The organism is Thalassotalea montiporae (assembly GCF_053485855.1).
In genome coordinates this window covers 103,685-118,120 of sequence record NZ_JBQRUO010000001.1, presented here as the reverse complement: position 1 = coordinate 118,120, position 14,436 = coordinate 103,685, and the positions used below count along the sequence as shown (strand labels likewise).

12 protein-coding genes are annotated in these 14,436 nt (G+C 43.6%); 6 read left to right on the top strand and 6 right to left on the bottom strand.

Features of this window, described 5'->3' with window-relative positions; translation table 11 throughout:
* Positions 1-22 precede the first annotated feature (22 nt).
* The 4 genes from ACSLUR_RS00565 (at position 23) to ACSLUR_RS00550 (ending at position 3,518) form a co-directional block, all read left to right on the top strand.
* Entirely contained in the window at positions 23-1,159 is a 1,137-nt protein-coding gene (locus tag ACSLUR_RS00565; RefSeq protein WP_116015393.1) for a porin, read from the top strand.
* 9 nt (positions 1,160-1,168) lie between these two features.
* The gene (locus ACSLUR_RS00560) at positions 1,169-1,585 is read left to right on the top strand and encodes a substrate-binding domain-containing protein (protein ID WP_116015395.1); all 417 of its coding nucleotides are present in this window, start codon (positions 1,169-1,171) and stop codon (positions 1,583-1,585) included.
* A 370-nt stretch (positions 1,586-1,955) separates the two neighbouring features.
* Entirely contained in the window at positions 1,956-3,092 is a 1,137-nt protein-coding gene (locus tag ACSLUR_RS00555; RefSeq protein ID WP_448550837.1) for a porin, read from the top strand.
* Between the two features lie 9 nt (positions 3,093-3,101).
* Entirely contained in the window at positions 3,102-3,518 is a 417-nt protein-coding gene (locus ACSLUR_RS00550) for a substrate-binding domain-containing protein (protein WP_448550835.1), read from the top strand.
* Between the two features lie 167 nt (positions 3,519-3,685).
* On the opposite strand, the gene ACSLUR_RS00545 is transcribed toward ACSLUR_RS00550, so the two are convergent.
* Positions 3,686-5,911 (bottom strand): bifunctional diguanylate cyclase/phosphodiesterase, encoded by a 2,226-nt coding sequence (locus ACSLUR_RS00545; protein WP_448550833.1) that lies wholly within the window; start codon positions 5,909-5,911, stop codon positions 3,686-3,688.
* Between the two features lie 289 nt (positions 5,912-6,200).
* On the opposite strand from ACSLUR_RS00545, the gene ACSLUR_RS00540 reads away from it, so the two are divergent.
* Complete coding sequence (locus ACSLUR_RS00540; protein ID WP_448550831.1) at positions 6,201-7,112, top strand: TIGR03899 family protein; 912 nt, start codon at positions 6,201-6,203, stop codon at positions 7,110-7,112.
* A 13-nt stretch (positions 7,113-7,125) separates the two neighbouring features.
* Here the strand turns inward: ACSLUR_RS00540 and ACSLUR_RS00535 are convergent, their stop codons facing one another.
* Entirely contained in the window at positions 7,126-7,935 is an 810-nt protein-coding gene (locus ACSLUR_RS00535; RefSeq protein WP_448550829.1) for a sterol desaturase family protein, read from the bottom strand.
* A gap of 18 nt (positions 7,936-7,953) precedes the next feature.
* A complete protein-coding gene (locus ACSLUR_RS00530; protein WP_448550827.1) occupies positions 7,954-8,391 on the bottom strand; it encodes an SRPBCC family protein in 438 nt (145 codons plus the stop codon).
* Positions 8,392-8,596: 205 nt separating this feature from the next.
* Here ACSLUR_RS00530 and ACSLUR_RS00525 point away from each other — a divergent pair, with 205 nt between their 5' ends.
* Positions 8,597-9,751, top strand: coding sequence for an AraC family transcriptional regulator (locus ACSLUR_RS00525; protein ID WP_448550825.1), 1,155 nt, complete (start codon positions 8,597-8,599; stop codon positions 9,749-9,751).
* Positions 9,752-9,832: 81 nt separating this feature from the next.
* Here the strand turns inward: ACSLUR_RS00525 and ACSLUR_RS00520 are convergent, their stop codons facing one another.
* From ACSLUR_RS00520 to ACSLUR_RS00510, 3 genes are read right to left on the bottom strand one after another with little or no spacing between them, the layout of a single operon-like run.
* A complete protein-coding gene (locus ACSLUR_RS00520) occupies positions 9,833-10,621 on the bottom strand; it encodes a phosphoadenylyl-sulfate reductase (RefSeq protein WP_448550823.1) in 789 nt (262 codons plus the stop codon).
* On the bottom strand, positions 10,614-12,380 hold the full coding sequence (cysI, locus tag ACSLUR_RS00515; protein WP_448550821.1) for an assimilatory sulfite reductase (NADPH) hemoprotein subunit: 1,767 nt from the start codon (positions 12,378-12,380) through the stop codon (positions 10,614-10,616). Before cysI ends, ACSLUR_RS00520 begins: the two co-directional genes overlap by 8 nt.
* Positions 12,380-14,224, bottom strand: coding sequence for an assimilatory sulfite reductase (NADPH) flavoprotein subunit (locus ACSLUR_RS00510; protein WP_448550819.1), 1,845 nt, complete (start codon positions 14,222-14,224; stop codon positions 12,380-12,382). Before ACSLUR_RS00510 ends, cysI begins: the two co-directional genes overlap by 1 nt.
* Between the last annotated feature and the right edge of the window lie 212 nt (positions 14,225-14,436).

The following is a 14,436-nucleotide window of genomic DNA, read 5'->3' as shown; positions in this document are numbered from 1 at the left end:
ATCACCTTAGGAATTTTGTGATATGAAAAAAACACTACTTGCTCTCTCGCTTGGCATGGCGTTACCGCTTACCGCCGTGCATGCAGAAATTAGCTTTAACGGCTTTGCCAACATTGTTGCCGGCAAAGCGTCTAGCGGCGATACCCAATGGGGTTATGATGATGACGTTGACTTCAAACAAGATTCATTATTCGCTATTCAAGCATCAACCGATCTTGCTGAGGGGCTAAGTGCAACGGTGCAGATCATCTCGCGTGGCGAAGATGATTGGGATACAGAATTTGAATGGGCCTACCTTGCCTACGATGTAAATGATCAAACTCGTATTTTACTGGGTCGCCAACGTGCGCCTATGTATATGTTCTCTGATTACCTCGATGTGTCATATGCTTACCCTTGGATCACGCCACCAGAAGGTGTTTATGATTTAGAACTTTCGACCTATGACGGCCTAAGTGCTAGCTATAACTTTACCTTGGGTGAGTTCGACAGTACTGCCCAATTATTTCTAGGTTCAGAAACCAACGAAATTGAGATTCTTGGTACAGAAGTTGAATCAGAATTTGACAAGATCTACGGTGGTAGTTTAACCCTAAACCGTGATTGGTTAACCGTTCGTGCGGCTTACTTAACAACCGATTTAAGCTTACCAGCACCGGGAGCTGATCAGCTTATCGCGGCATGGCAAACCATCCCCGGCTTTGAAACCATCGGCGACGAAGCAACCATTGACGAAGAACAAGCCAAATTTGCCGAAGTAGGTTTCCAAATTGACTACAACAATTGGTTGTTGATTGGTGAATATACCCATATTGACTATGAGCAAATGCCATTAGATACAGAAGAGTCAATGTTTATCACCGCGGGCTATCGTTTTGACACTGTTTTAGTTCACTTAACTTATGGCCAAGACGAAAACGAAGTTAACGGTAACGTAAACAGATTACCATTTGGTGTTAGCCCTGAACTGGACGGCTTATCAGCGGTTACCGAGCAAACATTCCGTTTCCGTGAGCAAGACTCGTCATATTACACCCTTGGTGCTCGTTGGGATTTTCATGACTCAGCGGCTCTGAAAATTGAATACAGCCGTCGAGATAACGATCTCATTAACCAAGACACTAATTTAGTTCGCACTGCCCTAGTTACCGTTTTTTAAGGAAGATTTATGAAGTTGTTAAAGTCCTTAACCCTTTGTTTATGCGTCTCTGTTAGCAGTTTAGCCGCTGCTGAAACCGCTATTATTGTTAACCCCGCCAATGCCAATGCCATTTCTGACAATGACATTTCACGCGCCTTTTTAGGTAAGTTAAAGAAGTTTTCAGATGGTCAAAGCATTGAAGCGGTCAACACCAAAGCCAACAGTGATACACGTGTAGCATTTGAGAAAATGGTATTGAAAAAATCACCTGCGCAAGTTAAAGCTTATTGGTCTAAACGTTTATTCACCGGTAAAGGTAAGCCATTACAAGAGCTGGCTTCAGACGCTGAAGTACTGAACTTTGTTGCTTCAACCCCCAATGCGATTGGTTATGTTGATGCCAGTGTAGTAAACGACACGATTAAGGTTATCAAAACCTTATAACAAGCAAGTATTAAACGATTGTAAAGCCGACAATATTGTCGGCTTTTTATTGTCTTTTATTCAGCATTTTTACTTCTACTACTCCTTTGGCTTTTGTTCATATTGAACGAGATACATCTCTCACTATTCAGAACCAAAATATCCCCCCAATTTCAATTGTTACAGTTTGTTGAAATAACAGAAAAACTTTGACCTAGGTCAATAAAAATACTATCTTGCGCGCGTCATAACGCAGTTGTGACGGGTGATTAACATTGTGACAACAATTGATCCTGCTTAATACAACAATAATTTCACGTCAAACTAGCCCAATCAGGCTAGGCAAGAGCAATTTCACATAAATCCAGACACTAACGAAGTAAGGTAACTCATGAGAAAAGCATTACTGAGCTGTGCCATATGTGCAGCATTACCCTTGGCTTCTGCGCAAGCAGAAATCACCTTCAATGGATTTGCAAACATTGTTGCTGGACAAGCATCTAGCGGCGATACCCAATGGGGCTATGACGATGATGTCGATTTTAAACAAGACTCATTGTTCGCGCTTCAAGCGTCTACGGATTTAGGCGAAGGTTTAAGTGCAACGGCACAAATTATTTCTCGCGGCGAAAACGATTGGGAAGCGGAATTTGAGTGGGCCTACATTGCCTACGATATCAACGATAACACACGTGTATTAGCAGGTCGTCAACGCGCTCCTCTTTACATGTATTCAGACTATTTAGATGTCTCTTATGCGTACCCTTGGATCACACCACCGGAAGGCGTGTACAACCTTGAGCTATCAAAATTTGATGGTGTCAGCCTAAGCCATAACTTTACGCTTGGCGAATTTGACACAACAGCCCAAGTGTTCTTCGGCTCAGATAATGACGACATCAATGTTCAAGGTATTGATGTTAATTCAAGCTTCGACGAAATTTTCGGCGGTACATTTACCTTAAACCGTGACTGGCTAACACTACGCACCGCTTACTTAACCACAGACTTATCTATTCCAATTCCAGTATTTGATGAGTTGGCAGCAGCTTGGAATAACATCGAAGGTTTTGGCGGTGTTGCCGAAGCTTTAGTTATCAACGAAGACAAAGCTAAATTCTTCGAATTCGGCGCTGTTATTGATTACAACAACTACCTATTAGTCGCTGAAGTAACGCGCATTAACTACGACAACATGCCACTAGACACAGAAGAATCAATGTTTGTCACAGCAGGTTACCGCTTTGATGATGTGTTAGTGCACTTAACCTATGGCGTTGATGAAAACACCATCAATGATATTGGTGACACGTTACCAGTTGGCTTATCACCTGAGCTTGACCAATTAATTGGCTTTACTCGCCAAGGTTTAGAGTTCCGTAATGAAGACTCGTCATACTACACCTTAGGCGCACGCTGGGATTTCCACCCTTCTGCATCATTCAAAGTTGAATTTAGCAAGCGCGACGACGATTTAATCAATCAAGACACAAGCTTAGTTCGCACCGCCCTAGTTACCGTTTTTTAAGGAAAAGTCATGAAGTTATTACGACCTTTAACCCTTGCCGTAGCACTTGCTACCAGCATGGTAGCCTCAGCTGAAGTTGCGGTTATCGTTAACCCAGCCAATGCAAATAGCATCTCTGATAATGATATTTCTCGTGCATTCTTAGGCAAGTTGAAAACATTCGCTGACGGCCAATCAATCAAAGCGGTGAACAGCAAAGCAAATAGCGCTGCACGTGTTGAGTTTGAAAAACTGGTATTGAAGAAATCAGCGGCACAAGTAAAAGCCTATTGGTCTAAGCGCTTGTTCACTGGTAAAGGTAAGCCATTACAAGAACTAGGCACAGATGCTGATGTACTTAGCTTTGTTGCCTCAACGCCTAATGCAATTGGTTACGTTGACGCAGCAAACGTAAACGACACTGTGAAAGTGGTAAAAAGCTTTTAAGCTTAAAGCTGACTAAAAACAGGCGATCAAAAAGAGCTACCTAAGGTAGCTCTTTTTATTTGTCTGTTCACTGTCTGAAGAAATCATCGTGTGAAAAAATAATTGTATGAAAAAACGGGCGCTTTACATTAGCGCCCGTTTTCAATCATTTAACTAAAATCGCTTGCTTAGACTTGCTTGCTTAAGAACGCCAAGAAATCTTCTGCGGACATTGGTTTAGCGTAGTAGAAACCTTGCACTTCATCACAGCCTTGTGCCACTAAATGCGCTTCTTGTTCCGCATTTTCAATACCTTCGGCAATCACTTTCAAGTCAAGTTGCTTGCCTAGGTTAATAATGGTGTCAGCCAGTAATGAGTCGCCGTCTTCCGTCACATCATTGATAAATGAACGATCCACTTTAAGACGATCGATTGGTAGCTTTTGCAAATAGCTCAGTGATGAATAGCCAGTACCAAAGTCATCAAGTGCTATGCTGATCCCTTCTGATTTTAGCTTTTGCAACGCATCGATAATCAGCTGCGGGTCATCCATCAAAATATTTTCAGTGATTTCCAGCTCAAGTTTAGCCGCTTCTACATGGTGAGTACGCGTAGCTTCAATCACCTTGCTGACAAAGTCATCTTGCCTAAACTGCGGAATAGACACATTGATAGAAATACCAACATCATTAAAGCCATGAGCTTCAATGGCTTTAATATGTTTACAGGCCTGGTGCACAACCCAGTCGCCGATGTCTAAAATCAAACCTGAGTATTCAGCTAACGGAATAAACACCGCTGGCGAAATAAAGTTGCCATCGCTAGTACGCCAGCGCAACAAAGCTTCTGCGCCAATCACTTTACCTGTTTCTAGATCTAGTTGAGGCTGATACCAAAGTGCCAAACGATTTTCAGAAAAATCGGTACGTAATTGACGGATCATACCCAAACGCCATAGCGTTTGGTCTTCCATTTCTTGCTGATAGTACTGAATATTCTTTTCGCGGTTTTTCTTGGCAAGGTTTAGCGCGATATTAATTTGGTTTAATACCTTAACACCGCCCTGACCTGCATCGCGCTTGCGACATAAACCAATACAAACATTGATAGGTAAAGTTTGCTCACCGGCTTCAAATGGGTGACTGAAGATATCAGCCAATAGTTGAGGCGTAAGTAGCTCCTCTGAGCCTACTAAACCAAACACATCAGCACCAACGCGAGCCACCGACAATGACTTATCCGTGCTATGCAATCTAAGCGCAACAGCACGTAATAGCTGATTACCAATATCTTGGCCTAGACCATCGTTGATATCACTAAAGTGATTAATATCAACAAGCGCGGCTACCGTATTCTGCGACTGATCTGCTGAGAACTGATCGAGCATGTTCAAGAACTGCAAGCGATTTGGTAATTCAGTTAGCCAGTCTTTGTAAGCGGCATTACGCAACTTTTGGAATAAGTGAACATTTTCGTAGGCAATTGCAACGTTCGACAGGAACACTTCCGTTAACTGAAAATCAATATCTGAAATTGGGCAATCCAACTCAAGATAAATAACGGCTCGATAACCACCATGACCAAGATACAAGGCAATATGGTCGTCCGTTTTTAAGTGTTCTTTATGTTGAAAACAAGCATTGACCGCTTCCGTTAGTTGCACACAACCCACTTGCTCAATTTTGTCGTTGATTGCGCTCTTTTCCCAGCCCTCTTGCGCCAGAATATACAAGCCAAGATCATCTGCGCCATCGATAATGCCATGACCACGAGCACAAAACGTTCCTTTAACATAGCCTTTAATCAATGATTTCAGTTGGGTTAATACACCCAGGCCAAATTCATGAATGGTGTGAATTTCAAGGAGGTTTGAGGCACCGTTAATAATTCTTTCTAAGCCGGCGCGACCTTGACTTACCGCAGTAATTTGTTGGTATGAGCGAATAGCGGCATAAACGGTAGTAACTAATTTACGGCGAGTTAATTCCGTTTTAGTTTTGTAGTCGTTAATGTCGTAATCTTTGATAACACTTTCTTCAGGCGCGTAACCTGGCTGACCGGTACGAAGCACAATACGAATATCTTCGCGCTTAAGCTGCTCTCGAATATGCTTAACAACTTGTAAGCCGGCATCATCGGTTTCCATTACAACATCAAGAAGTACCAAAACAATTTCTTGGTCTTGCTCAATAATGGTTTTTGCTTCTTTACCTGAATAGGCATGAAGATATTCTAATCGGCGACCTAATACGGTGAGGTCTGACAGGGCTAATTGCGTAACAGAATGAATCTCAGGATCATCATCTACGATTAATACCTTCCATGTCTCGCCACATGTTTCATCGACAATTTGGTCGTCTTCACTGTCATCAATAAACAAGAAGTCGTCATTGGTATGTTCTGAAGCCTGCATACTGTCCTCTGCTAACCAACAATGCGTTGGCCAGGATCTGTCCTAAGAAATTATTATTGACAATAACTTGGATTACACTATCTGCGTGAAGTACATAATAAAAGTCACGTCCACAATATTCAACTAAACAATTGCTAAACTGCTCACATATGGCTGACCAGTTCTAGATTACCTGCTGACTGCTGCTGAAGTGATTAAATGTAAAACAAAATAAGCATTTGAAAGTTATATAAATCTAGCTAAGAATAAACAATAGCATAGTAATTTTAACTGAATGTGATCTTATCGCATGAATAATGAAAAAACTTCCAACACGCCAGCGGTAATCGATGCAGATGTCGACAACTCAGCCAGTGCGAGCAAAACAGTCACCACACAAGAGCAACCAAATAGCCAAAGCAAAAAAAGCAGTCAAATGAGCGCACAAGTGCAATTGCTTAATTTAGCAAAGTTATTTGCCCTCGATGGCAGTTTAAAACCTGCTGATAAGCAAATGCCAATCGAAGACAGAAGTGGTCGTCGCGTTCGCATTAGCCATTTGCGCCGCCAACAAAACATGGAAAAGATTGTTGAAAAGTCGATCCACTATTGCGCAGGCGACCAAGTCGCAGATCGCACAGACGCCGATTGGTTTGATAGCTTTATCGAACTTGCCGAACGTGTGAGCAACCCCGCTATGCAAGAGCTTTGGGCGAAAATTCTCGCCGGTGAAATTAGCCAACCTGGCTCTTTTTCCCTTAAAGCCTTACAAGCATTTAAAAATATGAGCCTGCACGAAGCGAAGTTATTTGGCAAAGCGTGCGCACTAGCGGTTAGCGACAGTAATAAAAAGAATATTCGAATTATCACGGGCTGTTACCAACAACCTGGATTATTGAATTTATTTGATAGTAAGCGCGAACAGCACGTGGGTTTAAGTCAATTTGGTTTCAATTATGGAGACGTGTTAACCCTAGCAGAGCATCACTTAGTCTTTACCCAAGAAACAGAACTAGAAACAAGTAGTTCAGGCGGTGTATTAAACCTAAAGTACAATGGCTTGCCGCTAGCAATCAAAGCAAAGAAAAAGCGCTGCGCATTAACCTGCTATAAACTCACCCCAATAGGTGCTGAATTAGCACAACTGATTGCCGATAAACCCGACAGCCAGTTTATCGAGCACCTTAAAGCACAATTGAGTCATCACTATAGTTTTGGCTAGACCTTAGTCGCCCTTACTCATGAGTTGGATAGCCAAATAATACAGCACGTTTTTGTTGCCAGCCTTTGGCTTGTTTTAATTTGCGTAGCATATGCAAGCCTTGGTCAATATTGGCTTTAATCGGATTATTGCCCGGCAGTTCTCCAACAATGCCAAATTTACATGGCACGTCGTCTTTTTCCTCGATAAACGTGCCAAACATTTTGTCCCAAATAATTAATATGCCGGCAAAATTCTTATCAATATACTCTCTGTTTGTAGAATGATGAACTCTGTGGTGCGACGGCGTGTTGAATACTTTTTCTATCCAGCCCAATTTACCCACCGCTTGCGTATGAATAAAAAATTGAAACGCTAAATTAAGGGCGACAATCGCAAACACCATAGTTGGCTCAAAGCCGACTAAAATCATGGGTAACCAAAACAGCCACATACCTGTGATTGGGTACAGCACGCTTTGACGAAATGCCGTCGAAAAATTCAGTTTGGTTGAGCTATGGTGAGCGATATGAGCAACCCAGAACCAATGAATAAAATGTGACGCACGGTGGAACCAGTAATACAGAAAATCTTGAATAATAAAGCCGATCAGTAGTGTCCAGCCGGTAAACGGGATCTCAAACAAACTAAATTGATGCAGCCAAATAAACGCTGGCATCAGTAAGAACAAAATCAGCGCATCACTTACCTGGTAGCTAGCGCCCAACGCCATATTAGAAAGGCTATCTTTGACCTCATAGAAATGGCGATACTTAAGATATTCCGCCACCATAAAGAGTAAAAAAATCGGGCTTAAGGCTATTAAAATTAATTCAACACTCATGATTAACACATTCCACACTTAGTTATATAAGGCAGCGAGCCTTTGCATTGCCTTAGCAACATCCTTGGTTAATAAATACTGCAATAAAGCCGATGGAATAAACCAAGGCGCCAGACAAACAATTTGATAGTCCACCACAGTCGTACCATGCTCGGTTTCAGATAAAACAATATCACCGCGATGATTTTTCACAGGCCAGTCACCGATAATCTTGTAGCTCACGCCGTTTTCATCTGCCGCCAATATTTCTTCGACAAAGCGAGTGCCCAGCATTTTTATTTGTCGCTGGCTACCGATACCGCCAGCCACAGCACCATTTTGCTGAGCACGCACTAGGCTAAATTTGGCATCAAAAAAACGAGACAAATTCACATGATCCAAGAGCTCAGCCAGCACTTGCTGACGACTTGCCTGAACTTGATGTTGAACACTCACTTTTACCATATTGCTTTGCACCACTATTCGTTAAGTCGGCTTATTTATTAAGCTTACTGTTGCAGAGTAAATTTTTAACGCCTCAACTACGAGACATAAATTATCGACGCTTAAATTATCAACACGTGTACTAGCATAATAAAAATTTCTATGGGAAACTTGCGCCATCACGCCAACTTTTTGTCCTAAGGCGACAACAAGGAATTGCAACTACCACCACGTCATTATGGAATTTACCAGTTCAACCCATTACTTTTTAAGCATACTGCACTTTCTTGAGCGCCAAGGAATTCCGCCCAAGCACGCGCTTGAGCAGGTTGATTTGGTAGGTTTTGACCTTAACGATAACGAACAGCGCATTGCCCTTAAGCAATACAGTGACTTGCTGGCATTTGCCGAGCAGGAGTTAGCGCATCCGTTAATTGGCTTTGAGTTAGGTAAAGATATTAAAAGTGCCGATTTTGGTTTACTTGGCTATTTGATCGAATCGGCAACCACCCTCGCTGATGCGGTTGATGTGTTATTAAAATACGATCAACTGGTCGCCAATATTGGGCAAGCAAGCTTTAGCCAGCAACACAAGCTAGCACGCATCAGTTGGCAACCGTTTGAGCCTTGCAGTCGGCAAGTAGTTTTGCGAAATTTTACTGCCTGGCTAGCTTCAACAAGGCAGATCCTTGGCCGCGAACTCAGCCCAACTCGGGTCTGTTTTCAAGACAGCTGGTCAAGTGCGGAGCAGCAATGCTTAGTGAATTGGTTTGGCTGCCCTGTCTTAGTAAATTGCGATAGCAATTCTGTTGAATTTCCAACGGCATACTTAAAACTTCGGTTTCAAAGTGCTAACCCGTCCTTGTTTACATCACTTGCCGAGCTTTCGAAGCAGCAGCTGGCACAAATCACCGCCCTTAACGATAACCAAGATACCAAACAAGGTATTAGCCAAACATTTAGCTCTCAAGTAACGTCGCTACTGGCAGAGCTGCCAAATCTAACCGACTGTTCAATCACAACAGTTGCGCAGCAGTTTGCAATATCGACAAGGCAGCTACAGCGAAAGTTAAAAGCAGAAGAGACAAGTTATGCTGAGCTCTTTGATAGAGAGCGAAAAACAAGAGCTGAAGCCTTGCTTAATCAGTTTATCGGCCAGAAGCCTATCGAAAATAAACTTTTCAAAAACAACCAGGCGGACAACCAACAAACAGCCAATAATATTCAGCCGATAGATAAGCAAAATATGAGTAAGCTGTCTATTGGTGATATTGCCGCCGAATGTGGTTTTAATGAACAAAGCTCCTTCAATAAAGCCTTCCATCGCTGGTTTAGCTGCTCACCGTCGCAATATATAAAATCCCAAGCTATACGCTCAGAAAACAAAAACTAATGCGCACAAAAAAGGCTCTTAATAAAGAGCCTTAATCAAATCTCAGTTAAACAGAGTGCGCGAGCGTTTCTGTTTACGAACTTAGATACCATCACCATCCGTATGCAAACCACATTCACGTTGCATACCATTAAAGCGCGTATCACTTTCATCCATATCCGCCGTCAATGGGCGCGTGCTATGAGTATCGCCAACCGATACATAGCCTTGGTCCCAAAGCGGGTGATACGGTAAACCGTGCTTCGTTAAATACTGATGCACATCGCGGTTTGACCAATCAATAATTGGGTGCACTTTAAAGCGACCACGCAAGGTGCTTAATACCGACAAACCCGCACGGTGATCCGATTGCTGACGACGAATACCAGAGAACCAAGTGCCTGCACCTAAGTCAGTTAAACCACGTTCAAGAGGCTCTACCTTGTTCATTTGGTTATAGCGTTTTAGCTCATCTGGGCCTTGCGCCCATTGCTCACCATATTTTGCTAACTGCCAAGCCGCACTTTCTTTAGCGCTGTACACCTGCAAATTCAGGTTGAGCTTAGTGGTTAGCTCGTCAATAAAGCGATAGGTTTCTGGGAACAAGTGGCCTGTGTCTGTCACCAACACCGGAATGTTTGGATCCACTTGCGTTAACAAGTGCAGCATTACTGCTGACTGAATACCAAAGCTTGATGACAGCACAAAGTTACCTGGCAAGTTTTCCATTGCCCACGCAACACGCTCTATTGGTGTTTGCTTTTCTAGCTGCTCGTTCCACTGGCTGAGCCAAGCGGCTGGCACAGTAGCGGGCGACAGCTCGCTAACCGGCGCACCAGCGACGGGCAATTCAGCGACAGAGGCAGCAGCTTCTGACTGAATATTAGGCATGAAAATCTCTCACACTAATGATCACTTCTTCAACAACGCCTGCGCGGATAACGAAGTCACCAAAGCGCTCTACTTGGCCTTGCTCATCTGTTTTGCGCTCAGCGACCCAACGGCCAATTAAACCGTCTAGTTCTGCCAATACCGTTTGCTCGTCAATATTGTCTTTGTAAAGCTTAGGAATACGCGTACCGCCGGTGTTACCACCTAAGTACATTTGGTATTTACCTGGGCCTTTACCCACTAAGCCAACTTCGGCCAACATGGCGCGGCCACAGCCGTTCGGACAACCCGTAACACGCAAAATAATGTGCTCGTCGGCAACATCGTGCTTAGCAAGTAAGCCTTCAACATCGTCAACTAAGCCCGGCAAGTAACGCTCTGCTTCTGCCATCGCTAATGGACAAGTAGGGAATGCCACACATGCCATTGAGTTTTGACGTTGCTCTGACGTTGATGCGTCTAATAAACCATGCTCAATGGCTAAGGTTTCGATTTGCGCTTTATCAGCTTCGGCGACACCAGCAATGATCAGGTTTTGGTTAGCGGTCATACGGAAGTCACCTTGGTGAACTTTCGCAATCTCACGTACACCGGTTTTTAATGGCTTACCTGGGTAATCTAATAAACGACCGTTTTCGATAAATAGGGTTAAGTGATGTTTGCCATCAATACCTTCCGCCCAACCGAAACGATCACCACGCTCAGTGAACTCGTACGGGCGACTTGGCGCAAATTCAACACCAGCACGTTTTTCTACTTCCGCTTTAAATACATCAACACCAACGCGATCTAGCGTGTACTTAGTTTTTGCATTCTTACGGTTAACACGGTTACCCCAATCGCGTTGTGTAGTAACCACAGCAGCGGCTACGTCTAACGTTTTCTCTAATGGCACAAAACCGAAATCATCAGCGCGGCGCGGGTAGGTTGATTTGTCACCGTGCGTCATCGCAAGGCCACCACCAACTAACACGTTAAAACCAATAAGCTTACCGTTGTCGCTGATAGCAACAAAGTTTAAGTCGTTCGCATGCACGTCAACATCGTTTTGTGGCGGAATTACAACCGTAGTTTTGAACTTACGCGGTAAGTAAGTGCTTCCTAAAATAGGCTCTTCAGTCGTTTCTACTTTTTCACCGTCTAACCAAATTTCTGCATACGCTTTAGTTTTTGGTAGTAGGTGCTCACTGATTTTAGTTGCCCACTCGTATGCTTCTTGGTGCAGTTCAGACTCAACTGGATTTGAAGTACACAGTACGTTACGGTTTACATCACCTGCGGTGGCAATTGAGTCAATACCAATGCTGTTCAGCGTTTGGTGCATTAACTTAATGTTCGGCTTTAACACACCGTGGAACTGGAATGTTTGACGCGTGGTTAAACGAATACTGCCGTAAGTGGTGCTTTCTTCTGCGAACTTGTCAATCGCTAACCATTGCTCAGGCTTGATAATACCGCCCGGCATACGCGCACGTAACATCACGTTGTGCATTGGCTCTAGCTTTTGCTTTTGGCGCTCGGCACGAATATCACGGTCATCTTGTTGGTACATACCGTGGAAGCGAATTAACTGGAAGTTATCCGCGGTAAAGCCACCGGTAATGCGGTCTTGCAGATCTTCAGCAATGGTACCGCGTAAAAAGTTACTTTCGCGCTTTAAACGTTCGTTATCAGCTAAGTTACCTTCTACCTTGATTGGGCCTTCACCTTCAAGCGGGCCTTGTGCTGGTAGTGGCTCAAATGTTTTTACATCACTCATTAGTAAACATCCTTCTGATAACGCTTGCCCTTACGCAAGGTTGTTAAATATTCTTCAGCTTGCTCAGCAGTTTTACCTGACTGCTCAGCAACAATTTTAACTAAGGCGTTGTGCACGTCTTTCGCCATACGGTTAGCGTCGCCACATACGTATAAGTGCGCGCCACGCTCTAACCATGCAAATACCTCAGCGGCATTTTCTTTCAAGCGATGTTGTACATACACTTTTTCTGCTTGGTCACGCGAGAAAGCCACATCCATCTTAGTTAACAGGCCAGATTTTAAGTAATTCTGCCATTCCACTTGGTATAGGAAGTCTTGCGTAAAGGTTTGGTCACCAAAGAACATCCAGTTATCACCGCTGGCATCGTTTGCTTCACGCTCTTGCATAAAGGCTCTAAACGGCGCAACACCTGTACCTGGGCCGATCATAATTACTGGCGTTTCTGGATTTTCTGGTAAACGGAAGTTGTCGTTGTGCTCAACAAACACACGTACTTGACCGCCCTCTTCCAAACGACGACCTAAGAAACCAGAGGCACCGCCAACACGCTCATTGTCGTTAAATGCGTAATTCACTACACCAACGGTTAAGTGTACTTCTTCATCCACTTCCGCTTGGCTTGACGCGATTGAATATAAACGCGGCGTAATTTTGCGTAAGTTGTCTGCTAACAATTGCGCTTCAATTGCTGTTGGCGCCGCTTTAATCACATCAACAACTTGGTGATTGGCAGCAAACTCACGTAATGTGTTCTTATCAACAATCTTCTCAGCCAGTTGCTCGTCGCCACTGTGCTGTACCCAGAACTCAACAAACGCGAGTGGTGTTTGAGTAATTTCAAGCTGCTCAACTAAAGCTTGCTTGATTGGTAGCGATAAGGTTTTACCTGATTTTTGTAGCTCAACAGTTTCATCACCGGTCAGTGATACCGCTGCTAATAACTCTTCAACTAAGGCTTGGTCGTTATCAAAGTAAACACCCAGTGCATCACCCACACGGTAAGTAAGCCCTGACTCACCTAAATCAATTTCGATATGGCGAACGTCTTTCGCTGAATCGCGACCGGTAATTTTCTGGCTAACTAATAGCTCAGCTGCATATGGGTTTTGTTTAGTGTAAACCGACGCAGGCGCTTCAGTACCTGGTAGTTGTACGACTGGTGCAAGACCAGCTGCTGGCGCAGTCAACTCATCTTTAAGTGATTCAACAATTGATACACGCCATGCATCGGCATCGGCATCGTAATCAACATCACAATCAACACGATCAGCAACACGTGTTGCACCTAGCTCAGCTAAGCGTAAATCGAAGTCTTTACCTGTTTGACAGAAGAACTCATAGCTAGAATCACCCAGCGCTAATACGCTGTATTTCAGGTTATCTAACTTAGGCGCTTTCTTGCTGTTTAAGAATTCGTGGAACTCAATGGCATCATCAGGTGGCTCACCCTCGCCATTGGTACTGGCGACAATTAATAGATGGGTTTCGGTTTTTAAGCCTTTCGCTTTGTAATCCGCTACATTTTTCAGAACAACTTCAATACCTGCGGCTTTGGCAGCATCAGCCACTTGAGTTGCCACGCCTTTCGCGTTACCTGTTTGCGATGCGTAAAGCACAGTTAACGTTTGGCTAACAGCAGTTTGTGTTGCCGCTGCAACCGCAGTTGCCACTGGAGACATTTCGCTTTTCGCGGCTAAGTAGCCACTTGCCCAAGCAAGTTGCAATGGCGAATAGCCTTGCGTAAGTTGTTGCAGCTGCGCTAGCTGATTAGCATCTAATGCACTAGTACCTGAAGCTGGCGCACCAGAAGTAGGATTCGAGTTTTGCTGATTAGTAAGCATGAAATACTTCGCCCATTTAAAAAGATGGGCAAAGGATAGACAAATGCGGCTTAAAAGAAAAAGAATAGAAAACGCTTTTTTATTCCAAAAGTGAATAGCGTGGAGGATAAGTTGGAATAGCTGGTGACGTTGGAGAATCTTATCGGAAATGAGAATTTTCTTTAAATTCTCATTTTTCGCTGAAATTCTCATGTCTAATGTTGATAAGGTAT

Coding starts and splice junctions, on each gene's coding strand:
- ACSLUR_RS00540 (WP_448550831.1), top strand. CDS start 6,201: ATGAATAATGAAAAAACTTCCAACACGCCAGCGGTAATCGATGCAGAT.
- ACSLUR_RS00545 (WP_448550833.1), bottom strand. CDS start 5,911: ATGCAGGCTTCAGAACATACCAATGACGACTTCTTGTTTATTGATGAC.
- ACSLUR_RS00535 (WP_448550829.1), bottom strand. CDS start 7,935: ATGAGTGTTGAATTAATTTTAATAGCCTTAAGCCCGATTTTTTTACTC.
- ACSLUR_RS00560 (WP_116015395.1), top strand. CDS start 1,169: ATGAAGTTGTTAAAGTCCTTAACCCTTTGTTTATGCGTCTCTGTTAGC.
- ACSLUR_RS00565 (WP_116015393.1), top strand. CDS start 23: ATGAAAAAAACACTACTTGCTCTCTCGCTTGGCATGGCGTTACCGCTT.
- ACSLUR_RS00550 (WP_448550835.1), top strand. CDS start 3,102: ATGAAGTTATTACGACCTTTAACCCTTGCCGTAGCACTTGCTACCAGC.
- ACSLUR_RS00555 (WP_448550837.1), top strand. CDS start 1,956: ATGAGAAAAGCATTACTGAGCTGTGCCATATGTGCAGCATTACCCTTG.
- ACSLUR_RS00520 (WP_448550823.1), bottom strand. CDS start 10,621: ATGCCTAATATTCAGTCAGAAGCTGCTGCCTCTGTCGCTGAATTGCCC.
- ACSLUR_RS00525 (WP_448550825.1), top strand. CDS start 8,597: ATGGAATTTACCAGTTCAACCCATTACTTTTTAAGCATACTGCACTTT.
- cysI (WP_448550821.1), bottom strand. CDS start 12,380: ATGAGTGATGTAAAAACATTTGAGCCACTACCAGCACAAGGCCCGCTT.
- ACSLUR_RS00510 (WP_448550819.1), bottom strand. CDS start 14,224: ATGCTTACTAATCAGCAAAACTCGAATCCTACTTCTGGTGCGCCAGCT.